We start from the raw sequence: 24,622 nt of genomic DNA, 5'->3' as shown, positions 1-24,622 counted from the left end.
TGGATATGCTCACTTTGACTACTTTACACCGATAGTCGCCTGTTCGGCATGTCCTATGCCTATAGGTAACAGCATTTATTCGGACTATCGCGAGCGATGTCAGGATTAATATTGCCTAATGTAAGGATTTGCCCTATAATGATTACATCAGACGCGGGGTGGAGCAGTCTGGCAGCTCGTCGGGCTCATAACCCGAAGGTCACAGGTTCAAATCCTGTCCCCGCAACCAAATTCGAAAGCCGTTGATGCCGTCAGGTATCAGCGGCTTTTTCATTTGCGCGACGTTTGAGCGGGATCAAGGCAAATCGGCGACCGGAAAACCACCTTTCCCTATAATCGACCTTCTTGTGGGGAGTTTTTTCATGCGAAAAATCAGACCTTCCGCGATTGTCGTGTTTCTTTCCATGCTGGCGCTGGTGTTGCTGCTGGCAGTGCTGAGCGCCTGGTGCGGCGTGGGCAATATTCCCGGCCTGGGCGATTTCCGGGGCGTGGCCGTCACTGCGGCGGCCGTGGTGCTGGTCTACCTGTACGGCATGCTGGTCTTCCGTATTTTCATGTGGGCGCTGCCTCTGCATGATGGAAATATCGAATTCGGCTCCAGGCAGGAGTTCATCTATCAGGTCTACGTCCTGTTCTACCTGATCCTGTTCAATTCGCTGATACGCGGCGGCATCATTCCGATCCCGATCATGCGGCTGATCTACCTCGGGCTGGGTGCCCGCCTGGGCGCCAACACCTACAGCTCGGGCATCATTTACGATCCCTCGTTCGTGACCATGGGCGCCAACAGCGTGGTGGGCGAGACGGCCTTGCTGGTGCCTCATGTGATCGAGGGCGATACCTTGGGACACTATTTCATCACGATAGGCGACCATGTCACGATAGGCGCCCATGCGGTGGTGCTGTCCGGTGTGACGATAGGCGACAACGCCATCGTGGCGGCCAATTCGCTGGTGGCCAAGGGAACGCGCATCGCGTCCGGCGAGATCTGGGGAGGCAGCCCGGCGCGGCGCCTGAAATAAGACCAAAAAAGGCCGGCGCCCCCAAGCGCCGGCCTCTACCGATTACCGATCGCAGACCCCGGCCAGGGATTATTGCCGCTTTTCGCGGCGGCGGCCGAGCGAGCCCATGCCGAAGATGCCGGCCGCAACCAGCGCCAGCGTGGCCGGCTCGGGCACGGGCGTGAATTGCTGGGCGCCGTCGATGTTCAACACGAATTGCGAATCCGTGTTCGGACCGGTCGCGATGCCGTTGACCAGCAGCGGCCGCGTGAAACCGGGCGCGGCGGGGCCGGGGAAGTTGAGCGTGGTGTCGAACCGGGTGCCGGCCAAGGCCGGCGAGACGTAGGTCGCGTTCGTCATCAGCACGGTGCCGGCCAACGTCGCCGAGCCGACGCCGGTGGCGCCGGGAGTGCCGGACGTGCCGGTCGCTAAAAAGGTCGACAGTTCCGCATCCCAAGTGCCCGACAGCATGGCTACGCCATCGGTGAATCCCAGTCCGGTCGCTTGGTCGGCATCGGGCGAGTTATCGAAATACACCGTCCAGGTGCTGGTGGTGGAGGGGGTGAAGGTGAGCGCGACCGTGGAGCAGCCCGCGTTGAGGCAGGTAGCCCGTTCGTGTAAGGTGGCGGTGGTGGTCAGCTCATAGGTGCCCACGGCGGGGCCCGGGGGCGCGACGCGCAGATCCGGCGTCGCCGAGGTGCTGCCGATGGCTGCGGCGAAGGCCTGGTACGTCAGGGTGAAGTCGGCGAAGTCGCCGGTGTTGTTGGCGGGGGTCAGCGTGAACCCCTGAACCAGGCCCGCGCCGTTTTGATGCCAGTCGATCCCGGTGAAATTCTGGAGGATGCCGTCGCCGCCCAGGGCGGAGGGAGCGGCCGGTTCTCCGGGGTTGCCTGCAAACAGCACGTTGGCGGCGCTACGGGTGTCCAGCGTTGTCGCGTGGACTGCGCCGGCCGAGAACAGCGCTCCCAGCAGAGCGCTTAGTGTGCCTAATTTTTTCATTTTATTTCCTTCCTGATGAATGAAGAGTCGCTACGCAAGGGGCTTCGAAACTTTGCCAACCCATCTGAAACCGGTCGGCTACCCTCTACCTAGCAAATGCCAAGCCATGTTTGAAGGAATGTCTAAGTAGTTGTTTTAAAAGCGTATTTTTGTATTCTTCCGATCCGTCATGGAGAGGCTGTAAAAATAACCGACACTACAGCGCATCGAGCCTCGCCTTCACCTCGGCGCGTTTCGGGAAGTCCTTGCCGGAGGCCAGCAATTGTTCGAACTGGCGGCGCGCCGCGATGATATTGCCGGCCTTCATCAGGGTCAGGCCGAGGTGATAGCTGATGTCGGGCGTGTCGGGCGCCAGCGTGTTGGCCTTGCGCAGCAAGGGCAGGGCGCGGCCGGTATCGCCCTGCTCGGACAGTATCCAGCCCAGGGTGTCGAGGACGGCGGGGCTGGTGCCGGCCAGCCGGTAAGCCTGTTCGGCGGTGGACAGGGCGCGCTCGTCCTTTTCCTGCTGGTAAGCCCAGGCCAGGTTGTTGAGCGCCACGGCGTTTTTCGGGTCGAGCCGGACGATGGACTCGAACAAGCCGATCGCCGCCGGGTAGCGCCCGGCCGACAGCTCGGCGCCGGCCAGGTAGAGCCGGACGCTGAGCTCGGCCGGGTGCTGCTGCAGCCACTGGGCGGCGTGCTGGTTCGCCTCCTTGCCTTTGCCCGCCTTCAGCAGCGCCTGGTGGAGCTTGATCGCCAGCGGCGGCAGCTTGCTCATCTTGAACGCCTGCTCGTAGGCGCGCAGTGCCTCCTGCGGTTTCTGCCGCTCCGTCCAGATATCGCCCTCCAGTGTCAGCCCCGCCGGCAGGTCGGGCCGCTGGCGCTGCACGGTCTGGGCGAGGGCCAGCGCGTCGGTGTAGTCTTTATTTTCCACCAGCAAGGTCGCGGTGAGGACTTGCGCTTCGAACCAGTCCGGCTTCAGGCGCAAAGCTTTCTTGGCCGAATCGAGTGCGCCGGCCTGGTCCTTGAGCGCGGCCTGGGCATAGGCAATGCGCAGCTGCACAGCGGCCGACGCCGGCTGTATTGCGGCCAGCTTGCTATAGTTTTCCAGCCCCGCCTCGTAGTTGCCGTTGGCAACCTGGATCTGCGCCAGCAGCGCCAGCGCGTCGGGATCGGCCGGATGGCTGGTCAGCAGCGACTGGGCCAGTTTCAGGGCTTTGTCCTTTGCGCCGGCACCCTGGTAAAGATTCGCCAGCAGCAAGGCCGGCGTCAGGGCGTCGGGATGTTCGGCGGTGGCGCGTTCCAGCCAGCGCATCGCTTCCGGGGCGTTGTTGCGTCGCAGGGCCAGGCGGGCCAGCGCCGTCATCAGGCCGACGTTCCGCTTGTCCCTGGCCAGCGCCGCCTCGTAACGCTGGCGGGCCTGTTCGGGTTTCTTTTCCGCCAGATCCATTTGCGCCAGGTTCTCCAGCGCCGGCAGGTAGGACGGGTCCAGCGCCAGCGCCTGCTCGAAGCCGGCGCGCGCGCCAGCCAGGTCGTGTTTGGACAGGAGGATGCCGCCCTTCATGTTTTGTATTAGGGGATTTTTTCCGTCGTGCCGCTCCATCGCGGTGATCGCCGACAAGGCCTTGTCGTATTCCTGGTTGCGCAAATAGGTCATCGCCAGCAGGATGCCGGCGCGGCCGCTCTTGTCGTCCAGCGTGGTCGCCTGTTCCAGTTCGGCCACCGCGCGCGCCGATTCGCCCGCGCCCAGGCGGCTCAAGCCCAGCGAGGTGTGCAGGCTGGCCGTTTGCGGCGCCAGGTCGCTGGCCGCCTGGAAGTACTCGGCCGCCTTGGCGAAATGCCGGGCCTGCATCTGCGCCTGTCCGGCCAGGGCCAGCAATTCGACGTCTTTGCGGTTGGCCTCCAGCAGCGGTTCCAGCACGGCGAGCGCATCGTCGGTCTTGCCGCTCCTCAAAAGCAGTCCGGCCAGGCGTTTGCTGGCGTAGACCTGGTGCGGATACGCGTCGAGGAATTTGCGCAAGGACAGCTCGGCCTCCAGATACGAGCCCATCGCCAGCTGCACCGAACCCATCAGGAGGACGCTGGGCATGTGATCCGGCATCGCGCGCAAGATCTGCTGCAGGGTGTCGCGCGCCGCCGGGTATTTCGCTTCCTGAAAATCGAGCAGGGCTTGTGTGTAGAACACCTGCAGGCTGCCGGGCGCGTTCTTGCGGGCGGCGTCGATCTCGGCGCGGGCTTCGGCCAGTTTCTTGCCCTGGATCAGGAGGTTGGCGCTGTCGATGTGGGCCTGGGTATTGTTCGGTTGCAGCGTCAGGATTTTCTTGTACGTCAGCAGGGCTTCCGCTTCCTTGCCCTGCAGGCGCAGCAGGTCGCCCTTGAAACGCAGGCAGTCGATGTTGTCGGGATGTTTGGCCAGGGCGCGTTCGATGCGCTCGGTGGCCAGGTCCAGGCGCTGCGACAGCGCGGCGATCTTCGCCTGGCCCAGCAGGGCGTCGGCCAGGTCCGCTTCTTTCGCCAGCACTTCGTCGAATAGTTGCCGGGCTTGCTCAGTGTCGCCCAGGCCCAGATGCGCGTTGGCGCGCAGGACGAGCAGCGCCGTCCGGTGCGGGCTGGCCGGGTCCGGTTTGATGTCGTCGAGCAGTTTCTGGAACTGGCCCTGCATCAGCATCACCTTGCCCAGGAGCGGCAGGATTTCCGCCGGCGCCATGCCCAGCGCCTTGGCCTTGCGCAGTTCCTTTTCGGCCGACGCGGCATCGCCGGCTTCGATGTACACCTCGCCCAGCAGCAGGCGGGCGCGGGCGTTTTCGGGCGCTTTTTGCAGGGCGTTTTTCAGTTCGATGATGGCCGATCTGGTTTCGCCCCGCGCACGGTATTGCCGGGCCTGTTCCATCAGGCTGTCGGCGTCGCGCGCGCCGTGGCAGGCGCCCAGCGTCAGCATCAACAGCATCGGGGCTACGAGTCGGGTCATGCTGGTCTCCTGGACGGTGGCACCTCCGCGATCTTAGGACGCAATGCCGGTGCTCGCCTTACGCTTGATCAAGCCAGCGTGGCGTAGGAGATCCTGATGTAGTCGAGCATGGCGGGCGTGATCCAGGTGCCGCTGAGCAGCGCGGGTTCCTGGTCGTGCGCGGCGCGGATCTTGGCCAGCGTGGCCGGGTCGCCGCCGATCTGCGACATGTAGAGGTCCATCCAGCGCTTCGCCAGCGCCTGCGCCGACGGCGCGTCGTGGGCGACGCCGTCTTCCAGATGCTGGTGCACGCCGGCGATCAGCGCCATCCACTCGTCCTGGTTCTTGCCGCTGTTGGCGCGCATGGTGTGCATCTCGTCGGCGTCCAGATAGCGCGCGTAGATGCCCAGCTTGCGCGCGGCCATCGCCGCCGACACGTATTCCTTGAGCGCCGGCGTGATGCGGGTCTGCTGCTGCGCCTTGACCTCCCGGTCCAGCATGACGGTGATGCGGCGCGCGAACTCGGGATTGGCGGCGGTGTCGTGCTGCAGCGTCCGCATCCAGCGCTCCGACAGTTCGCCCGCGCGTGCGTCGTCCGGCGGCACGCCTTGCGCCATCAGCGTTTCCACCTCGGCCACCAGCGCGGCCCAGGCGGCGTTGCGGCGCGCGTCCTGCTGCCAGAAGGGCAGGCGCTTCAATTCCTCGCGGGTGAAGTACTTGTCGTACAGGTCCATCTTCTCCAGCGTTTGCAGCCAGTCGGACAGCTCGGGACTGCCGCCGTTGCTCAGCACCTGTTGCAGCCGCGTCAGCTGTTCGCGCAGCATGGTTGCCTGTTCGATCTGCTTGCCCAGCGCGGCGATCTGCTGCGCGACGATGTCGGCGAACGGCGCGTCCGGACTGGCCAGGAAGGTGGCGATGTCGGCCAGCGACATGCCGAAGCGCCGCAGCGTCTGGATGTGGTGCAGGCGCGCGACGTCGTCGCGGTTGTAGAGGCGGTAGCCGGAATCGGCGCGGGCCGACGGCGTCAGCAGGCCGATGCTGTCGTAGTGGTGCAGCGCGCGCACCGTCAGGCCGGCGCGCGCGGCCAGCTCGCCGATTTTCAACACGGTTTTTTCCATGCCCGCAGTGTACGTCAAACCGTGGCCCGGACCATGCGGAAGATGCCGCTCAGGCGCAGGCCGTCGCCGCGCCCGCCCAGATAGCGCTCGCTCAGTTCCGGCGCGCCGAAGTGCTCGACCCGGCTGTAGCCGAAGCGGCGCAGCATGTGTTCCAGCGCCTGCGGATCGAAGGTGCTCAGCAGGTGCTCGCCCTGCGCCGCCAGCGCGGCGGCCACCACTTGCAGCCCCATGCGTTCGGTCTCGCCCAGATGGCTGTCGTGCACGCAGTAGTCGAACACGATGCTGCTGCCCGGCGCGAAGCCGGCCACGTCCTGCAGGGTCCGCATGACGGCGTCCGCCGGCAGGTACATCGTCACGCCCAGCCAGGAGCAGCAGGCCGGCGCGTCGGCGTCCAGGCCGGCCAGCTGCAGGTCGGCGCTGAGCGAGGCTTGTTCGAAGTCGGTGGCCACATAGGCCAGCGACGCCGGCGCGGCGATGCCGGCCGCGCGCAGGCAGGCGCGCTTCCATTGCTGCATGGCGGGCAGGTCGACCTCGTAAAGCCGCGCGGACGGCAGGCAGTCGGCGCGATAGGCGTAGGTGTCGAGGCCGGCGCCGAGGATCACGTACTGGTTCACGCCGCCGCGATGCGCGGCCTGCCAGCTGTCTTCGGCCAGGCGGGCGCGCACCACCAGCGTGGCGCGCATCGCGGCCGCCAGCGGATGGCGCTGGCGCTCGCCGTCGCCATGCAGCCGGGCTGCGCCCTCGGCGCCGAGGAGGGGCACGGCGACCGGATCGCGCAGGATCAGCGGCGCATCGTACAGCTGGTGGGCGGCGCGCAGGGTGGCGGTCATCCAGGCGCTGGGCTTGGGGCCGGCCAGCTGGCCGAGCGGGGAGGGGATGTTGGGCTGCATGTGGACTCCTTCAGGACAATGCAGCAGATCGTAAAGCCTGACGCTGCGTCAGGCTCAAGCGAAAACAATGTTGGCGACGCGCTAACGGCCTCCTGGCCCGATTGTGCACCGATTAACACAACGGGCTTTGTCAAATTTGACTTAAGTCAAGGACGTGCGATTTACCGCCGGCCGGCGCGCGGCATTGCTGGGCATACCCCAGTGCCGATGCTACTCTCAAGCAATTATTACCACTCCGGTGCCTGTCATGGCTAGCAATCATTCCCGATTTATCGTTTTGGTCACAGCGACCTACGTCGTGCTCGGCACGGCCTGGGTGCTGTTGTCGGACCAGCTATTGTCCGCCCTTAAAACCGACACCATGGTCTGGTTGTCCGGCGCCAAGGGCGTGTTCTTCGTGACGTGCAGCGCGGCCGGCTATGCGCTGGCGATGCGGGCGGTGTCGGCCGGCGCCGACCGCCGCCAGCCGTTGTTCGAGGTGGCGGCCCGTGGCTTGATGCCCGGCGTCGGCCGCCGCTATGGCTGGTGCCACTATCCGCTGGCGCTGGTGCTGGTCGGCGCGATGCTGATGATCCGCGTGCTGCTGGTCGACGCCAGCGAGCCGCGTCCCTTGCTGGTCATGTTCATGCTGCCGATTATGATCAGCGCGCTGGTGGGCGGCCTGGGGCCGGGCTTGCTGGCGACGGCGACGGCGGCGGTGGGCATCAAATGGCTGGTGCTGCGTCCCTTGCACGGCCTGGACTTCAGCGACCACTACGACCTGATGCAGTGGCTGCTGTTGATCGTCAACGGCGTGGTGGCCAGCATGCTGAGCGAATTCATGCGCAGCGCCCTGCGCAAGGGCGAGTCCGACCGCAAGCTGTTGAGCGGCATCGTCGGCGGCACCTCGGACGCGGTGTACGTCAAGGACCTGCAGGGCCGCTACCTGCTGGTCAACCCGGCGACGGTGGCTTTTCTGGACCGGCCTGCCGACCAGATCCTGGGCCGCACCGACGAGCAGCTGTTCTCCGCGCAGTCGGCCGCCAGGATACGGCAGCACGACCAGTCGGTGATGCGGACTGGCCGCGCCCAGACCAGCGAGGAACACGTCATGCTGCCCGATGGCCGCGAGGCGCTGTTCCAGTCCACCAAGGGGCCGCTGCTGGACCGGGCCGGCCGCGCGTCCGGCATCTTCGGCATTTCACGCGACGTCACCGAGCGCAAGCAGGCCGAGGAACGCATCGAACGCCTGGCGCACTACGACGTGCTGACCGGCCTGCCCAACCGGGCGCACCTGGACGAGCGCGCGCGCCAGGCGATCCTGCAGGCGCAATGCGGCAGCCACAAGCTGGCGGTGATGTTCCTGGACCTGGACCGCTTCAAGGACATCAACGACAGCCTCGGGCACAGCATCGGCGACGCGCTGCTGGTCATGCTGGCGCGCCGCCTGCGCCTGACGCTGCGGGCCGACGACGTGGTGGCGCGGCTGGGCGGCGACGAATTCATCTTCCTGCTGCACGGCGACGACGCGGCCGCCCTGCCGCGCGTGGCGCAGAAAATCCTCGACATGGTGGCCGAGCCGTTCGCCATCGACCAGCATGAGCTGGCGGTCAGCGGTTCGATCGGCGTGGCGCTTTATCCGCAGGACGGCAAGGACCTGGAGGCGCTGGTGCGCTGCGCCGACGTCGCCATGTACCGGGCCAAGCAGAACGGCCGCAACGGCTACAGCTTCTTCACCAGCGACCTGGAGGACGAGGCGGTGCGGCGGCTGCAGATCATCAACGCGCTGCGGCATGCGCTGGAGAACCATGAACTGAGCGTCCACTACCAGCCGCAGTTCGACGCGCGCGACGGCGCCATCATCGGCGCCGAGGCGCTGCTGCGCTGGCAGCATCCGGTGCTGGGCGCGGTGTCGCCGGCCGAGTTCATCCCGGCCGCCGAGGAGAGCGGCTTAATGCTGCCGATCGGCGAATGGGTGCTGCGCCAGGCGGTGCGGCAGATGAAGACCTGGCTGGACCAGGGCATGGAGCCGTTCGTGATGGCGGTGAACCTGTCGGCCGCGCAGTTCCGCCATCCCGACCTGCCGCAGCTGGTCGGCAGCATCCTGATGCAGGAGCAGCTGGCGCCGGAATTCCTGGAGCTGGAGTTGACCGAGGGCGCGGCCATGCACGATCCACCGGCCGCCATCGCCGTGATGGACCAGCTGCACGAGCGCGGCGTGCGCATGGCGATCGACGATTTCGGCATCGCCTACTCGTCGCTGAGCTATCTGAAGAAGTTCAAGATCTACAAGCTGAAGATCGACCAGTCCTTTGTGCGCGACATCGGCACCGACCCGGAGGACCGCGCCATCGTGGCGGCCATCGTCAACCTGGCGCGCGGCCTGGGCCTGCGCACCATCGCCGAGGGCGTCGAGCACCCGGCGCAGCTGGAGTACCTGCGGGAGCATGGCTGCGACGAGATACAGGGCTTCTATTACAGCCGGCCGTTGACCGCCGAGCAGTTCGAGGCGTTCGTCCTGGAGCGGGAGGAGCGCCGCGTGGCCTAGGCTTGCGCGGCGCGCGGATGCAGGCTGGCCCACAGGTGGGCGGCGGCCATGGTGCGGTGGGGACTGTAGCGGGCCAGGATCTGCTCGGTGCGTGCCATGTCCGGCTTGGCCTCTTCGCCCAGCAGGTGCTGGAGCGCGGCGCGCACCGCGACGTCGCCGTGCAGTGAGCAGTCGGCGTGGCCGTAGCCGCGCAGCAGGCCGTAGTTGACGGTCCACGGACCGATGCCCTTGACGGCCAGCAGCGCCGCCGACACCTGCTCGATGCTGTTGGACGGCGACAGTTCCAACGCCAGTTCGCCGCTGGCCACCAGGCCGGCCAGGCGCAGCAGCGTCTCGGCCTTCGCGCGCGAGAATTTGCGGCTGGTCAGGTCGTCCAGTTCCAGCCTGGCCGCGTCGGCGGCGGTGGGGTAGCACCACAAGCCGCTGCTGTGTTGGCGGCCCGCCTGCAGGATGAAGGTGCGCCGCAGCGAGATCGCGAACGACAGGTTGATCTGCTGGCCGATGATGGCCCACGTCAGCGCCTCGAACACCGTGGCCGATTGCACGATGCGCAGGCCGGGCTGGGCGCGCGTCAGGGGGCCGAACAGCTTGTCCTTGGCGGCGAATTTGCTGAACGGTTCGGGATCGATGCGCAGGCCGAGGATGCTCAGCGCCGCCTCGCGCACCCGCGCCTGCGCGGCGGCGGACAGCTTGCCGTCGGCATGCACGGCGCAGCTGGCGTTGGTGGGCGCGGCGGGGGGGTCGGGCACGATCTCCAGCACCAAAGGCACGTCGTCGATCAGCATGCCCTTGCGCAGGCGCTCCGGGCCCACTTCCTCGGCCACGCCTTCGGGATCTCGGCTGTGGAAGGCCAGCACGTCGTGCAGCCGGTAGCTGGATGGCAGCGGCAGCGTGAAAGGCTTCATGCCGCCTTGGCCTTGCTCAGGAATCCGAAGCTCGGACGGAAGCCCGTCACCAGCGCGGTGCCGGTGATGACGATGGCGGCGCCGGCGAAGGTGTACCAGCCCACGCTCTCCTGAAGGAACATCACTCCCCACAGGATGCCGAACAGGGGACTGAGGAAGGTCACCGTCAGCGCCGACGACGGGCCGACATCCTGGATCAAACGGAAGTAGATCAGGTAGGCCACGCCGCTGCACAACACGCCCAGGGCCAGCACCGCGCCCATGATGCCGATGGTCGGCTCGCCCGGCGCCGGGAAGAAGGGCAGCGCGGGCAGCACCAGCAGCGTGGCCGCCCACATCGAGCCGTGCGCGTTGGCGAACGGCTCGACCGTCCTGGCCTGCTTGGCGTAGTTGCTGGCGATGCCGTAGTTGAAGGAGGCGAACAGCACGGCCGCGATGGCGATGCCGGCGCCGGGCTTGGTGCTGACGTGGTCGAAGCCGACCAGCAGCGCCACGCCGCAGGCGCCCAGCAGCAGGCCGAGCATCACCTTGGCGCCGACCATGTGGCGGGTCCAGACGGCGCCGATCAAGGTGCCCCACAGCGGCGTGGTGGCGTTCAGCACGGCCAGCAGGGAGGCCGACAGCGTGCGCGCGGCGAAGGCGAACATCAGGAACGGCAGCGCGGAGTTGAACAGGCCGAGGATCAGGTAGTGCTTCCAGTGCTGGCGCAGGTTCAGCGGCTTTTTTAGCGCCAGCGCCATCGCCGCCAGGAACAGTGAGGCGAACAGCACGCGGTATTCGATCAGCACGGCCGCGCCCAGCACCGGCGCGGCGATGCGCATGAACAGGAAGGAGCCGCCCCAGATGGCGGCGAGGAGTATCAGGCGGAACAGGTTGGCGGTGCTCATGCGGAGTCCAGTGGTTGGATGGTGCGCTATTGTCCCGTACCCGGGGGCGGTGGGCTAGCCGGTTCTTGCTTTTGAATTGTCCGTTCTTGCGCTTCTTTACGCGGCGCCCAGGTCCACCGCGCACGCGCTCTCGCCGGGCGCGGTCGGCGTGGCCGCGTGCGGAACCAGCATCGCGGCCGGCACGCCGTTCTTAATCGCGGTCATCTCGGCCAGGATCGAGATGGCGATTTCGGACGGCGTCTTGCTGCCGATGTACAGGCCGATCGGCCCGTGCAAGCGCGCCAGTTGCTCGCGCGTCAGGTCGAACTCCAGCAGCCGCTCGCGGCGCTTGCCGTTGTTCAGGCGCGAGCCGATGGCGCCGACGTAGAACGCGTCCGACTTCAAGGCCTCCATCAGCGCCAGGTCGTCCAGCTTGGGGTCGTGGGTCAGCGCGACGACGGCGCTGCGGCGGTCCAGCTTCAGCGCCAGCACGACATCGTCCGGCATCTCGTGCACCAGCTGCACGCCGTCGACCTGCCAGCCGGCGCGGTATTCCTCGCGCGGGTCGCAGACGATGACGTGGTAGTCCATGGCGGTGGCGATCTGCGCCAGGAAGCGCGACAGCTGGCCGGCGCCGATGATCAGCAGCCGCCAGCGCGGGCCGTGCAGGCTGACCATGGCGCGCTCGCTGACCTGCATCTGCGCGCCCGGCGGGGCCTTGGACAGTTCGACCTCGCCGGAGCGCAGGTCCAGCCGGCGCTGCACCAGTTCGTGCGCCTCCAGCCGTTCCAGCAGCTCGGCGACGCGGCTGCGCGCCGACAGCGGCTCGATCGCCAGCTCGATGGTGCCGCCGCAGGGCAGGCCGAAGCGGTGGGCCTCGTCGGCGGTGATGCCGTAGCTGACGATTTCCGGCGTGGTGCGGCGTATGCCCTCGTCGCGCACGCGGGCGATCAGGTCGTCCTCGATGCAGCCGCCGGAGACGGAGCCGATCACCGTGCCGTCCTCGCAGATGGCCAGCGTGGCGCCCACCGGGCGGGGACTGGAGCCCCAGGTCTTGATGACGGTGATCAGTTCGCAGCGGCGCCCGGCGGCGATCCACGCTGCGCTGGTTTTGAGTACTTCGAGATCGATGCTGTCCATGGATGGAATATACTACGGCTCTCTAAAGCTTGCAGGAACTGCCATGACCACTCCCAAGGAAGACGACGGCTCGCCCAAATTCGGCCGCCTGTTGATCGTGCTGATACTCGCCGTGCTGGCATGCGCGGGCCTGACCTGGCTGATGGGGAACGTGTTCCCCAACTTCCCGAACTAGCTACTTGCAGATCGCCGACAGCGCGTTGTCGAACGGGCTGTCCGGCACGATGTCTTCCGGGTTGAACTTCTCGTATTTGTAGTTTTCGACCGGCTCGCCCTTGCCCATGGCCTCGGGGTAGAACACCTGCGACAGCAGCACGGTGGTGCGGTCTTCGCAGGAGTACAGGTGCAGCGCCTTGACCGAGCGGTAGGGCCGGCCCTCGGGCGTGGTTTGCGCCTTGCCGAAGCTGCGCATGGACCAGGCCTTGCGCGTCTTGTCGGCCTTGATGATGCTGGCCTTGTCGATGTAGAAGACGCCGGCGCCATCGCCCTTCACCCGGGCCCACTTCGCCGCCTGGGCCCAGCTACACATCAGTATCAAGATGATTGCTAACAGGCCCGGTTTGTTCATGGCGGTCTCTCAGGGTTATGGCACCAGCGGTTTCTTGGCCGCCTGCTTGCCTTTGATTTCGGCGATGGTCTTGTCGATCACCGACAGGCGATAGTGGACGGCGGGGTGGATGGCAGTATACCCGTTCAGCACCGTGGCCGGATATTGGCCGGCCAGGCGCTGCCAGAAGGCGTGGGCGTGGTCCAGGCTATAGCCGGCGCGCGCCACCATGTACAGCGACAGGTAGTCGGCCGCCGCGTCGAGCTCCTGCGGCATGGGCTTGACGCCGCCGGTGGTGATCAGCATGGTCAGGTCGGGACGCACCGACACCAGGTTGTCGATGATGCCGCCGACCGTGTAGGCCGAGCGGGTGGTGGCCGCGTGGCCCAGCACATTGTGGGCGATGTCCTTGGCCAGCACGTAGGCGATGGCTTCGTCGCTCTGCGCGAAGTTGACCATGCCGCGCGTGATCAGCACGCGCTGGCCGTCGGAGTAGGCGTTGATGTTGTCCGAATTGCCGATGTCGATCTTGAAGGCGCAGGCGCGCGTGACCGGCACATTGAGCGCCTGGTTGCGGCCGTCGCGCGCGACGATCAGGTTGAGCGACTGGTGGCCGGAGACCAGCGGGCCGAGAATGCCGGCGGCCGCCGTCTCGGCGTTTTGGCCGGTGGGCAGGGTCTTGCCCTCGGCGGCGACCAGGCCGTCGCCCTGGCGCAGGCCGGCGCGCGCGGCGCCGCTGCCGGCCAGCACGCTGGCCACTTCCAGGCGGTCGCCGTAGTTCAGCACCGCCTGCGCGGCGTCGACGAATTCGCCGGTGTAGGAGTATTTGTTCTTGGCGGTGAAGCCGAGCAGGTTGCGCGCCTGCGTGCGGCACAGGTCCGCGTTGTTGATCAACAGCGGGCCGGCGATGCGGTACAGGCGGTCCTGCAGCGCCACCATCTGGCTCAGGGCCTCGCGCGCGGCGGCCATCTTGGCGGTGACCACCGGCGGTTCCTCGTTGATGACGCGCGCCACCACCGGTTCGGCGGGGGCGGGCGCCGGCTTGGACTTGAAGGACGAGCAGGCCGGCAGCAGCGCGGCCGCCGCCAGCAGGGACAATGCGGCGAGTTTGTTGATCTTGTTCGTCTGCTGGACCATCCGGTGTCTCCGTCTGTTTTTGTTAGTGTTTGCCGGTGCTGCCAAAACCGCCTTCACCGCGCTCGCTGTCGCCGAATTCCTCGACCACGTTGAAGCCCACCTGCAGCACCGGCACGATGATCAGCTGCGCCAGGCGTTCCATCGGGTTCAGCGTGAAGGCGCTGTGGCCGCGGTTCCAGGTCGAGATCATCAACTGGCCCTGGTAGTCGGAGTCGATCAAGCCTACCAGATTCCCCAGCACGATGCCGTTTTTGTGGCCCATGCCGCTGCGCGGCAGGATCATGGCGGCGTAGCCCGGATCGGCGACGTGGATCGCCAGGCCGGTTGGAATCAGCACGGTCTGTCCGGCTTCGATGACCATGGGCGCGTCGATGCAGGCGCGCAGATCGAGGCCGGCGGAACCTGGCGTGGCGTAGGCCGGCATCTGGTCTTTCATGCGCGGGTCGAGGATTTTGACGTCGATGTTTTTCATTTACTTGGCAAATAAGGAGTGCTGGGAGATCCGTTTCGAGATCTCGGAAATCAGTTGGCGCGCCAGCGTGAGCTTGTCGGCGCGCGGCAAAATGGTGTGGCCGTTTTCATCGAACAGGATGATGGTGTTGTCGTCCTGGCCGAAGGTGTGGTGGCCGATATTCCCCACTAGCAGGGGGATGCCTTTTTTCTCGCGCTTGTCGGCGCCGAACTGGATCAGGTTCTCCGATTCGGCGGCGAAGCCCACGCAGTACGGATAGCCGGCCAGCGTGGTGCGGGCGGCGACGCTGGCTAGGATGTCCGGGTTCTGTTCGAACTTCAGGTCCGGCACCGAGCCGTCCGGGTTCTTCTTCAGTTTCTGCTCGCTGGAGTTGGAGACGCGCCAGTCGGCCACCGCCGCCACGGCGATGAAGATGTGCTGGTGGTCGACATTGGCCATGACCGCGTCGTGCATCTGCAGCGCGCTTTGCACGTTGATGCGCTGGACGCCGAACGGCGCCGGCAGCGCGGTCGGGCCGGACACCAGCACCACCTCGGCGCCGGCTTCGCGCGCGGCGCGCGCCACGGCGTAGCCCATCTTGCCCGAGGACAGATTGGTGATGCCGCGCACCGGGTCGATCGGCTCGAAGGTCGGGCCGGCGGTGATCAGGATGCGCTTGCCCGCCAGGACCTTGGGCTGGAACGACGCGATCAGCTCTTCGAGCAGCTGCGCCGGTTCCAGCATGCGGCCCATGCCCACTTCGCCGCAGGCCTGGTCGCCGGAGGCGGGGCCGAACAGCACGATGCCGTCGTCGCGCAGCTGCTGTGCGTTGCGCTGGGTGGCGGGGTTCTGCCACATCTCGACGTTCATGGCCGGCGCCACCAGCAGCGGCACCAGGCGCGGACGCGCCAGGCACATGGTCGACAGCAGGTCGTCGCAGACGCCGTGCGCCAGCTTGTACATGAAGTCCGCCGAGCAGGGCGCGACCAGGATGGCGTCGGCGTCGCGGGTGACGTCGATGTGGGCCATGTTGTTGTCGACGCGCGGATCCCACTGGCTGCTGAACACCTTGTTGCCGGACAGCGCCTGCATGGTGACGGCGGTGATGAAGTGGGTGGCGGCGTCGGTCATCACCACCTGCACCGAGGCGCCGGCCTTGGTCAGCGCGCGGCACAGTTCCGCCGCCTTGTAGCAGGCCACGCCGCCGGACAGGCCGAGGACGATTTTCTTGCCGGTCAATTCCATCATGATGTGCTGTCCCAGTTAGCGGTTCACCCGGCGCAGCTCATCGAGGATGAACAGCGCCGCGCCGATGCAGATGGCCGAATCGGCGACGTTGAACGCCGGGAAGTGGCCCAATCCGTTCCAGTGGAAATCGAGGAAGTCGACCACGTGGCCGTACAGGATGCGGTCGATGACGTTGCCGATGGCGCCGCCCAGGATCAGCGACAGCGCCCACGAGAACATGCGCTGGCTGCCGTGCTTTTTCAGCAGCACGATGATCCACGCCGCGGCGCACAGGGCGATGGCGGTGAAGAAGTAGCGCTGCCACCCGCCGCTGTTCTGCAGGAAGCTGAACGCCGCGCCCTTGTTATAGGCCAGCACCAGGTTGAAGAAGGAGGTGATGACTTTCTCTTCGCCGAGCTGGAAGGTCTTGGTGATGGTGATCTTGGACAGCTGGTCGAACAGGACGACGATGGCGGCAATGCCCAGCCAGGGCGTGAGGCTGCCCGAGGATTTGGTCGGAAAGATTTTTTTGGTGGCCATAAAATTTCAGAGTGGTTCGTGGCGACGGCGCCGCCGCTCCCGGTGGGGAACGGCGGCCCTCATATTAAGCGAACTTGCGTTTTTCGCCCGCACCGAACAGATTGCTGTGGCAACGGCCGCACAGGGTCGGATGGTCTGCATGCGAGCCGACATCGGCGCGGTAGTGCCAGCAGCGTTCGCACTTCTCGGCCGTGGATGCGGCCACTTCGACCGCTTCCTCCGCCTCGCTCGCCACCTGCACCGCCTTGGCGGCAGAGGTGATGAAGACGAACTTCAGGTCGTCGTCCAGGCTGGCCAGCAGCTGGTACTTGTCGCCGGCGGCCTTGATGGTCAGTTCCGCCTGCAGCGAGGAGCCGATCGCGCCCGAGGTGCGTACGTCTTCGAGCTGCTTGGTGACGTCGTTGCGGACCGCGCGCAGGGCCGTGTACTTGGCCAGCAGCGCGGCGGCGTCGGACGCTTCCGGCAGCTTCCACCAGGTCTGCGTGAAGATGGTTTCGTCGCTGGCCTTGTAGGCCTCTTCGCCGGCGAAGATCGCCCATGCCTCTTCCGCCGTGAACGACAGCGCCGGCGCCATCACGCGCAGCAGGCTTTGCGTGATGTGCCATAGCGCGGTCTGCGCCGAGCGGCGCGCGTGCGAGGTGACGGCCGTGGTGTACAGGCGGTCCTTGAGCACGTCCAGGTAGAAGCCGCCCAGGTCTTCCGAGCAGAAGTTCTGCAGCTTGGAGTACACCGGCTGGAATTCATACTGCATGTAGTGCTCGGCGATTTCCGCCTGCAGCGCGGCCATGTTGGCGACGGCGTAGCGGTCGATCTCCAGCATGTCGTCGATCGCCACCGCGTCCCTGGCGGCGTCGAAGTCCGACAGGTTGGCCAGCAGGAAGCGCAGCGTGTTGCGAATACGGCGATACGCTTCGGTGACGCGCTTGAGGATCTCGTCGGAGATCGACAGCTCGCCGGTGTAGTCGGTGGTGGCGACCCACAGGCGCAGCATGTCGGCGCCCAGCTTGTTCCACACGTCCTGCGGCGCGATGGTGTTGCCGATCGACTTGGACATCTTCTTGCCTTCGCCGTCGACCACGAAGCCGTGGGTCAGCAGCGCCTTGTACGGCGGGGCGCCGTTCAGCATCGAGGACGTCAGCAGCGAGGAGTGGAACCAGCCGCGGTGCTGGTCCGAACCTTCCAGGTACAGGTCGGCCGGGAAGGCCGATTGCTCCTTATGAGAGCCGCGCAGCACGGTCTGGTGGGTCGAGCCGGAATCGAACCAGACGTCCAGCGTGTCCTTGTTCTTTTCGTAGGCCGACGCCTCGTCGCCGATCAGGTCCTTCAGGTCCAACGCCAGCCAGGCGTCGATGCCGCTCTTTTCGATCAGCTTTGCGACTTGCTCCAGCAGTTCCGGGGTGCGCGGATGCAGCGCGCCGGTCTCCTTGTGGACCACGAAGGCCATCGGCACGCCCCACTGGCGCTGGCGCGACAGGGTCCAGTCGGGACGGTTGGCGATCATGCCGTGCAGGCGCGCCTTGCCCCAGTCCGGGAAGAACTTGGTTTCGTCGATGCCTTTGAGCGCGGTTTCGCGCAGCGTGTGGCCGCCGTCCTTCGGCTTCACATCCATGCCGGCGAACCACTGCGAGGTGGCGCGGTAGATGATCGGCGTCTTGTGGCGCCAGCAGTGCATGTAGCTGTGGTCGAACATCTTCACTTCGAACAGCGCGCCCGCTTCCTTCAGGGCGGCGCAGATCGGCTTGGACGCTTCCCAGATCGTCATGCCGCCGAACAGCGGCAGCGAGGCGGCGAATTTGCCGTCGCCCATGACCGGGGTCAGGATGTTCTCGTCCTTCATGCCGTGCGCGCGGCAGGAGATGAAGTCGTCCAGGCCATACGCTGGTGCCGAGTGCACCACGCCGGTGCCGCTTTCGGTGGTCACGTATTCGGCCAGGTACATCGGCGACAGGCGGTCGAAGAAGGCGTCCGAGGCATGCAGCGGGTGGCGGAAGCTGATGCCGCCCAGCGCCGCGCCGTGGCAGGTGGCGATGGTGGTGCCTTCGAGCTTGTAGCGCGCCAGGCAGGCTTCGACCAGGTCCTGCGCCAGGATCAGCAGCAAGGGCTGGCCGTCACGCTCGGTCTGCACCAGCGAGTAGATCACTTCGGCGTTGACGTTCAGCGCCTGGTTGGACGGGATGGTCCACGGGGTGGTGGTCCAGATGACGATGAAGCCGTTCTCGGTCGGCAGCTTGTCCATGCCGAAGGCCGTGGCCAGCTTGTCGAATTCGGCGAACTTGAAGCCGACGTCGATGGCCGGGTCGCGCTTGTCCTGGTATTCCACTTCGGCTTCGGCCAGGGCGGACTGGCAGTCGAAGCACCAGTTGACCGGCTTCAGGCCGCGGTAGACGTAGCCCTTCTCCAGCAGCTGGCCGAGGGCGCGCAGTTCGTCGGCCTCGTTCGAGTAGTTCATGGTCAGGTAGGGGTTCTGCCATTCGCCCAGCACGCCCAGGCGGATGAAGTCCTTGCGCTGGCGGTCGACCTGCTCGTAGGCGTAGGCGCGGGCCTTGGTCAGCACTTCGGCGGTCGGCAGGTTTTTGCCGTACAGTTTTTCGATCTGGATCTCGATCGGCATGCCGTGGCAATCCCAGCCCGGCACGTAGGGCGCGTCGTAGCCGGCCATGCCGCGGGCCTTGACCACCATGTCCTTGAGGATCTTGTTGACGGCGTGGCCGATGTGGATGTCGCCGTTGGCGTACGGCGGGCCGTCGTGCAGGATGAATTTAGGACGGCCGGCGGCGGCCTTGCGCACGCGCTCGTAGATTTTCTTGTCCTGCCATTCCTTGACCCAGTTGGGTTCGCGCTTGGCCATATCGCCGCGCATCGGGAACGGGGTTTCGGTCATGTTGACCGGGTATTTACTTTCAGGCTTCTTTGCGGATTTGTTATCGGACATGGTTATCTTCAGTGATTTTATTCGGGGTGTTCTATGTAGCCGGCGCGCGTAGCTGGTCGCGCGGTTAAATTCGGTCGGTGGCCGTGATGGCGCCTTCGCGTTCCTTGACGCATTGTGCAAAATACTCGCGGGCGATGTCGGCATCGCGGTGGATGGCGGCGGTCAGCGTCGGCAGGTCGACGTATTTTTCCTCGTCGCGGATCTTGTGAAGGAATTCGACGCGCACCTGTTTGCCGTAGCAGCTTTGGGCGAAGTCGAACACGTGCACCTCCAGCAGCACGCGGCCGCTGTCGTCGACGGTGGGGCGCACGCCCAGGCTGGCCACGGCCGGCAGCGGGCGCTCGGCCAAGCCGTGCACCTGCACGATGAAGATGCCGGCCAGCGCGGGGCGGTGCGGCACGCGCAGGTTCAGCGTGGGGAAGCCCAGCGTGCGGCCCAGCTTCTGGCCGTGGATCACGTGGCCGGAGATGGCGTAGGGATGGCCCAGCAGCGCCTCGGCATGCGCGAAGTCGCCCTCGGCCAGCGCGGCGCGCACGGCGGAGGAGGAGATGCGGGTGCTGCCGTTCATCACGGTGGGCAGGGTCTCGACGTGGAAGCCGTAGTGCTTGCCCGCTTCCTGCAGCATCTGCACGTTGCCGGCGCGGCGGGCGCCGTAGCAGAAGTCGTCGCCGACCATCAGCCATTTGACGTGCAGGCCTTCGACCAGCACCTTTTCGGTGAATTCCTGCGGCGTGAGCGCGGCGAAATGGGCTGAGAAGTGCTCGACGATGACGCGGTCGATGCCGTTGTCGGACAGCGATTGCAGCTTGTCGCGCAGGTTGGCGATGCGGGGCGGGGCTTTGGACAGGTCGCCGGCCTTCTGGGCGAAGAATTCGCGCGGATGCGGCTCGAAGGTCATCACGGCGCCTTCCAGCCCGAGGCTGGTGGCGGCTGCGCGCACGCGGCCCAGCAAGGCCTGGTGGCCGAGGTGGACGCCGTCGAAATTGCCGATCGTGAGCGCGCACGGCGCGCGCGCCGCTGCATTGGGTAGACCGCGAAATACCTTCATGGGAATCTGGTGGAAACTGTCGCTAAATGAAGGATTATACGGTTTGTTTGCCGTAGCCGACAGTTATAGCGGGAAATGCGGAGGGAAATGCGGGGCCAGGGCATAAAAAAAGCGCTGGCCGGCGCGGAGCCGGACAGCGCTTTTGCGCATCGAAACCGCCGGATTACATCGGGTGGTTGATGTTCAGGGTCCAGTAGCGGGCCAGGTCGGCGGTGCCGTCCTTGCCTTTGACCGTTTTCAGGGTGGCCAGCGCGGCAGGCTTCTTGCCGGCGATGAACTGGGCGATACCCTGGTGCAGCTTGACCGCTTCAGGATTCTTCGCGGTGCCCAGCTTCACAGCCTGGTCCAGCAGCGCCAGGCCCTTGTCGGCCTTGCCTGCGGAAACCAGGGCGTAGCCCATGTTGGCCAGCGCGTCGGCGTCCTTGGCCTTGACGGCTTCGGCTTCCAGCGCGGGCTGCTTGGTGTCGAACTCGGTCTGGGTCTTGGCGGCCAGGTCTTTCAGACGCTGGTGGCGGGCGGCGTCGGAGCCGGTGCCCAGCGCGCCTTTCTTGTAGCCCTGGTCGATGATCTTGATCGCTTCGGCAGGATTACCCGCTTGCAGTGCCAGCTGGGACATTTCCATGTACTCGCCCGGCTTGGCCAGCAAGCCGTTGGCCAGGCGCAGGCGCAGCACGTCCAGCGACAGCGTCGACGAGAAGCCTGGCTTGCCCGACACGCGGTTCAGCAGGTCGGCCCAGTAGCTGGTCTTCGGATAGGAACCGGCCAGTTTTTCCAGGGTCTGGACATAGCCTTCCTTGTCGTTCTGCTTGAGCTGGATGTTGGCCAGCATCTGCAGCGACGATTCCGAACCGGCCTTCGACGATTGCAGTTCCTTGGCAGCTTCGTTGAGCTTGCCGCTGATGTAGTAGGTCTGGATCAGCAGGTCGTGCATCTGGCCGTCGTTGGGATTGTCCTTCAACGAGCGCTGGATCCAGGTGATGGCCTTTGGATAGTCCTTGGCGCGGTAGTAGATACCGGCCAGGGCCTGGGTGAATTTTGGTTGTTCGGCAGCGGACAGCTTGCCGGAGTTGATGACCGCTTCGAAGGCCCTTGCGGCCGTGTCGTTGTCGCCTGCGGCCACAGCGGCCGAAGCGCGGGTGCGTTCGATCAGATACGATTCGTTGGGCGATTTGCCACCGACAGCATCGGCTTCCTTGAGTTTAGCCAGTGCTTCTTTATTCTTGCCTGCCGCAGCCAGTTTCTGTGCTTCTTGCAATGGTTTGCCGATTTCAGCGCGCACCGCGTCGGCCGCGTAGGCAACCGAGGAAAAACCTGCCAAAGGAGCTGCTGCAGTAAAACCAATAGCGGCCATTACCAGGCCGAGATGAGCGAGACGAAACTTGGTCATGGGTAAGTTTTCTTTCATCAAAATGCGAAATAGGCAGGAATGGTCCTGCCTATCGTTGAACATAGAACTGATTATTGGAACTGTTCGTTGCCGACCAGGCCAATCTTGGTCACGCCCAGACGCTGGGCCGCAGCCATCACGCCTGCCACGACTTTGTACGAGACCAGCTTGTTCGGACGCAGATGCACTTCCGGCTGGTCTGGTTGCGCCGCGACGTCGGTCAGTTTCGCTTCCAGGGTGCCGCGGTCGGGAACGACAGCGTTATCCCACAGAATCGTACCGTCGAAGTCGACGTCAATCGTGATGACCACTGGTTCCCTGACTGGCGGCGGCGGGGTGCCGACCGGCATGTTCAGGTTGACCGAATGGTTGGCCTTTGGAATCGTAATGATCATCATGATAATCAGCACCAGCATCACGTCGATGAGGGGCGTCATGTTCATTTCCATCATTGGTTCCGGGTCCGCGCCACCGCTGGCTGGGGAGCCGACATTCATACTCATGGTGTTTCCTTTTAAGAAGGGCAGGCCCCGACTGCGGGCCTGCGATGCACTAGAGGGGATTAACCCTTGTCAGGCGGTTCGGTGATGAAGCCGACCTTCTGAATACCAGCACGCTGGGTAGTGTAAATAACCTTGCCGATTGCTTCGTAGCGCGTTTCTTGGTCACCACGAACGTGCACTTCCGGCTGAGGCAATTTGACCGCTTCCACCTTCAGATGGTCGAACAAGTCATTCGCGTCGCGCATCCTCTTCTGGTTCCAGTAGATGTCGCCATCCTTGCTTACAACGATGTTGACATCTTCCGGCTTGGTCTGAATAACCTGGTTGGCTTCTTCTGGCAGCTTGATTTTGATCAGCTTCAGAACAACCGGGCTCGTGATCAGGAAGATAATCAGCAGAACCAACATGATGTCCACCAGGGGCGTCGTGTTGATTTCTGACATGACTTGATCTTCGTCTCCGCTATCGGAGCCTACGGACATCGACATGATTAATTATCCAATCTTTTTAGCGCCGGCGGCACGGCCAGCTTCGCTGGTGGACATCGCGCCCGAGATCAGTACCGAGTGCACGTCGGCCGAGAACGAACGCACGTCTTCCATTGCCGACTTGTTACGACGCACCAGCCAGTTGTAACCCAGAACGGCAGGAACCGCCACGAACAGACCGAAAGCGGTCATGATCAGCGCTTCACCCACTGGACCTGCAACTTTGTCGATCGATGCGTTACCCGACATGCCGATGGCGATCAGTGCATTGTAAATACCCCAAACGGTACCGAACAGACCGATGAACGGTGCGGTCGAACCAACGGTTGCCAGGAACGACAGGCCGTCTTGCAGACGCGATTGAACTTTGTCAACAGCGCGCTGGATCGACATGGTCACCCAGGTCGACAGGTCGATTTGTTCCAGCAGGGCGCCGTCGTGGTGCACGGTGGCCTTGGTGCCGGTTTCAGCGATGAAGCGGAATGGCGAGCCGTCTTTCAGGGCTGCCGAACCAGCGGCGATCGACGAGGCTTTCCAGAACTTGGCCGAGGTTTCTTTCGACTGTTTGAAGATCTTCATCTGGTCGATCAGCTTGGTGATGATGATGTACCACGAACCCATCGACATCAGCGACAGGATGATCAGGGTGCCGCGCGATACGAAACCACCGTTCCAGACAGCTTCGAAGCCGTATGGATTGTCCACTTCTTCTTTGCCGCCCTTGGCAGCTGGAGCTTCTGCTGCTGGTGCTGGTGCGGCTGCCGCATCCGCTGCTGGAGCGGCTGCTGGTGCCGAAGCGGCGGCCGAGGCTGGCGCGTCAGCGAAGGCTGGGGCGCTTACCAGGGCGGTGGCTGCGGTCACGGAAAACAGCACAGCGGCCAGTACAGCGGACAAACGGGTATTCTTAAACATGCTTCCTCCAAATTGATAAAATAATCAGATCGCTGAACGTAATGACAACGAAAATTACTAAGTGAGACGATGCTGCCGCCTCGGTTTTACTCCAGCGTCCAGACGTATTGCATCTGCATCCACGCTTCCGTCGGTTTCCCGTCGGTCAGACCCGGTTTGAATCGGCATTTGCTGATGCCGTTAACCGCGGCCTTGTCCAAGTCCCTAAAGCCACTGGATTTGACGATCTTGGAATCGGCGACATGGCCGTCGGTTCCAATCAAGAACGATAACGTGACCGTACCGGTTTCTTCGTTACGCAGGGAGGATTTTGGCCACTCCGGTTTCGCGCAAGTGCTGAAGTCGGCCACAGCAGCTACGTTCACCGATTTGGCTGGTCCTGGTGGCGCTGCCGGTGGTGCTGGCGGCGCTTTTTGCAGTTCGTTCGTCGCAGGCTTCACGTTGGTCGCGTTCGCGATCGTGTTTTGCGGCGGCGGAGGCTGCTGCACGTTCACCTCAACTGGCGGGATGAATGGCGGTGGGGGCGCTTTCATCTCTGGCGGAGGTGGTGGCGGTGGGAGTTCTTTCGGTGGAGGAGGTTTGACCTCCTCAATGATCTTGGTCTCCACTGGTGCGATCATCTTGCTCACCAGACGTTTACCCAAGCCCGTCACGATCCCATAAGCAACCAGGAGGTGCAACAAAACGACAATGGTAATGCCTGTAAAGTTCTTCCCGGTGCTTTTCTCGTTGTGCGTGAAATTCATGCCTGCTTTCTCCAATACCAACTCTTTTTTGTTGCTACTTAAACCCCAAAATGGCGACACAAAACAACAGCCGCATCCGGGACGTCGGCGAATTATACATACGAATTCTTGATTTTACATAGAATTTTCATCCCTAAAACCGGTTAAATTTCATAGGGTTTTCCTATGTGATAGCGCTCTCTTTGCACCGTTCTAGCTCAATATGCAAGACTCTCCGGCGCAATTTTGGGGCGAGACGCACCACGACATTACTTAGTTTTCCCTTAAGCCCAAAAACGGAATATTATGCACGTAATTTTACTACGAACAATTGATAATTTGGTCGTAAATGT

22 protein-coding genes and 1 tRNA gene are annotated in these 24,622 nt (G+C 64.3%); 4 read left to right on the top strand and 19 right to left on the bottom strand.

Annotation, left to right across the window (positions count from 1 at the left end):
• Positions 1-152: 152 nt before the first annotated feature.
• Together HUX88_RS25745 and HUX88_RS25740 are read left to right on the top strand one after the other, a co-directional pair.
• Positions 153-229, top strand: a tRNA-Met gene (locus HUX88_RS25745).
• A gap of 133 nt (positions 230-362) precedes the next feature.
• A complete protein-coding gene (locus tag HUX88_RS25740) occupies positions 363-1,022 on the top strand; it encodes a DapH/DapD/GlmU-related protein (RefSeq protein WP_176363612.1) in 660 nt (219 codons plus the stop codon).
• 69 nt (positions 1,023-1,091) lie between these two features.
• Here the strand turns inward: HUX88_RS25740 and pepA are convergent, their stop codons facing one another.
• From pepA to HUX88_RS25720, 4 genes are all read right to left on the bottom strand, one after another.
• Positions 1,092-2,000 (bottom strand): flocculation-associated PEP-CTERM protein PepA, encoded by a 909-nt coding sequence (pepA, locus tag HUX88_RS25735; protein WP_176363611.1) that lies wholly within the window; start codon positions 1,998-2,000, stop codon positions 1,092-1,094.
• Positions 2,001-2,196: 196 nt separating this feature from the next.
• Positions 2,197-4,947 (bottom strand): XrtA/PEP-CTERM system TPR-repeat protein PrsT, encoded by a 2,751-nt coding sequence (gene prsT, locus HUX88_RS25730; protein WP_176363610.1) that lies wholly within the window; start codon positions 4,945-4,947, stop codon positions 2,197-2,199.
• A gap of 68 nt (positions 4,948-5,015) precedes the next feature.
• Positions 5,016-6,044, bottom strand: a complete 1,029-nt coding sequence (locus tag HUX88_RS25725; RefSeq protein ID WP_176363622.1) for a MerR family transcriptional regulator — start codon at positions 6,042-6,044, stop codon at positions 5,016-5,018.
• Positions 6,045-6,058: 14 nt separating this feature from the next.
• Positions 6,059-6,934, bottom strand: coding sequence for a class I SAM-dependent methyltransferase (locus HUX88_RS25720; protein ID WP_176363609.1), 876 nt, complete (start codon positions 6,932-6,934; stop codon positions 6,059-6,061).
• A gap of 247 nt (positions 6,935-7,181) precedes the next feature.
• Between HUX88_RS25720 and HUX88_RS25715 the strand changes: the two genes are divergently transcribed.
• Positions 7,182-9,461, top strand: coding sequence for a bifunctional diguanylate cyclase/phosphodiesterase (locus HUX88_RS25715; protein ID WP_176363608.1), 2,280 nt, complete (start codon positions 7,182-7,184; stop codon positions 9,459-9,461).
• Here HUX88_RS25715 and HUX88_RS25710 read toward each other — a convergent pair.
• The 3 genes from HUX88_RS25710 to HUX88_RS25700 all read right to left on the bottom strand — a co-directional run bounded on the left by HUX88_RS25710 (position 9,458) and on the right by HUX88_RS25700 (position 12,372).
• A complete protein-coding gene (locus HUX88_RS25710; RefSeq protein WP_176363607.1) occupies positions 9,458-10,366 on the bottom strand; it encodes a DNA-3-methyladenine glycosylase 2 in 909 nt (302 codons plus the stop codon). The genes HUX88_RS25715 and HUX88_RS25710 overlap by 4 nt on opposite strands.
• On the bottom strand, positions 10,363-11,253 hold the full coding sequence (locus tag HUX88_RS25705) for a DMT family transporter (protein ID WP_117011691.1): 891 nt from the start codon (positions 11,251-11,253) through the stop codon (positions 10,363-10,365). Before HUX88_RS25705 ends, HUX88_RS25710 begins: the two co-directional genes overlap by 4 nt.
• A gap of 96 nt (positions 11,254-11,349) precedes the next feature.
• Entirely contained in the window at positions 11,350-12,372 is a 1,023-nt protein-coding gene (locus HUX88_RS25700; RefSeq protein WP_117011690.1) for an XdhC family protein, read from the bottom strand.
• Positions 12,373-12,415: 43 nt separating this feature from the next.
• Between HUX88_RS25700 and HUX88_RS33030 the strand changes: the two genes are divergently transcribed.
• Positions 12,416-12,547: a hypothetical protein gene (locus HUX88_RS33030; RefSeq protein WP_008451449.1), complete on the top strand. Its 132-nt coding sequence runs from the start codon at positions 12,416-12,418 to the stop codon at positions 12,545-12,547.
• Here the strand turns inward: HUX88_RS33030 and HUX88_RS25695 are convergent, their stop codons facing one another.
• The 12 genes from HUX88_RS25695 to HUX88_RS25640 form a co-directional block, all read right to left on the bottom strand.
• A complete protein-coding gene (locus HUX88_RS25695; RefSeq protein WP_229219548.1) occupies positions 12,548-12,901 on the bottom strand; it encodes a surface-adhesin E family protein in 354 nt (117 codons plus the stop codon).
• Positions 12,902-12,955: 54 nt separating this feature from the next.
• The gene (locus HUX88_RS25690) at positions 12,956-14,056 is read right to left on the bottom strand and encodes a M48 family metallopeptidase (RefSeq protein WP_176363606.1); all 1,101 of its coding nucleotides are present in this window, start codon (positions 14,054-14,056) and stop codon (positions 12,956-12,958) included.
• Positions 14,057-14,078: 22 nt separating this feature from the next.
• Positions 14,079-14,528, bottom strand: a complete 450-nt coding sequence (gene dut / locus HUX88_RS25685; RefSeq protein WP_008451445.1) for a dUTP diphosphatase — start codon at positions 14,526-14,528, stop codon at positions 14,079-14,081.
• Entirely contained in the window at positions 14,529-15,752 is a 1,224-nt protein-coding gene (gene coaBC / locus HUX88_RS25680) for a bifunctional phosphopantothenoylcysteine decarboxylase/phosphopantothenate--cysteine ligase CoaBC (protein WP_176363621.1), read from the bottom strand. It lies immediately after the preceding gene.
• Positions 15,753-15,770: 18 nt separating this feature from the next.
• Entirely contained in the window at positions 15,771-16,274 is a 504-nt protein-coding gene (gene lspA, locus HUX88_RS25675) for a signal peptidase II (protein WP_117011686.1), read from the bottom strand.
• Positions 16,275-16,338: 64 nt separating this feature from the next.
• The gene (gene ileS / locus HUX88_RS25670; RefSeq protein WP_176363605.1) at positions 16,339-19,206 is read right to left on the bottom strand and encodes an isoleucine--tRNA ligase; all 2,868 of its coding nucleotides are present in this window, start codon (positions 19,204-19,206) and stop codon (positions 16,339-16,341) included.
• 64 nt (positions 19,207-19,270) lie between these two features.
• Complete coding sequence (locus tag HUX88_RS25665; protein WP_176363604.1) at positions 19,271-20,254, bottom strand: bifunctional riboflavin kinase/FAD synthetase; 984 nt, start codon at positions 20,252-20,254, stop codon at positions 19,271-19,273.
• A gap of 163 nt (positions 20,255-20,417) precedes the next feature.
• Positions 20,418-21,605, bottom strand: a complete 1,188-nt coding sequence (locus HUX88_RS25660) for a tetratricopeptide repeat protein (protein ID WP_117011683.1) — start codon at positions 21,603-21,605, stop codon at positions 20,418-20,420.
• A gap of 107 nt (positions 21,606-21,712) precedes the next feature.
• The gene (locus HUX88_RS25655; RefSeq protein WP_217916450.1) at positions 21,713-22,144 is read right to left on the bottom strand and encodes a biopolymer transporter ExbD; all 432 of its coding nucleotides are present in this window, start codon (positions 22,142-22,144) and stop codon (positions 21,713-21,715) included.
• A gap of 59 nt (positions 22,145-22,203) precedes the next feature.
• Complete coding sequence (locus HUX88_RS25650) at positions 22,204-22,632, bottom strand: biopolymer transporter ExbD (RefSeq protein ID WP_117011681.1); 429 nt, start codon at positions 22,630-22,632, stop codon at positions 22,204-22,206.
• A gap of 6 nt (positions 22,633-22,638) precedes the next feature.
• A complete protein-coding gene (locus HUX88_RS25645; protein ID WP_199538690.1) occupies positions 22,639-23,544 on the bottom strand; it encodes a MotA/TolQ/ExbB proton channel family protein in 906 nt (301 codons plus the stop codon).
• Between the two features lie 86 nt (positions 23,545-23,630).
• On the bottom strand, positions 23,631-24,290 hold the full coding sequence (locus HUX88_RS25640) for an energy transducer TonB (protein WP_117011680.1): 660 nt from the start codon (positions 24,288-24,290) through the stop codon (positions 23,631-23,633).
• Positions 24,291-24,622: the final 332 nt, after the last annotated feature.

This window comes from Duganella sp. BJB1802 (assembly GCF_013369445.1).
GTDB lineage: Bacteria > Pseudomonadota > Gammaproteobacteria > Burkholderiales > Burkholderiaceae_D > Rugamonas > Rugamonas vulcania_A.
This window is presented reverse-complemented; position numbering and strand designations above follow the sequence as displayed.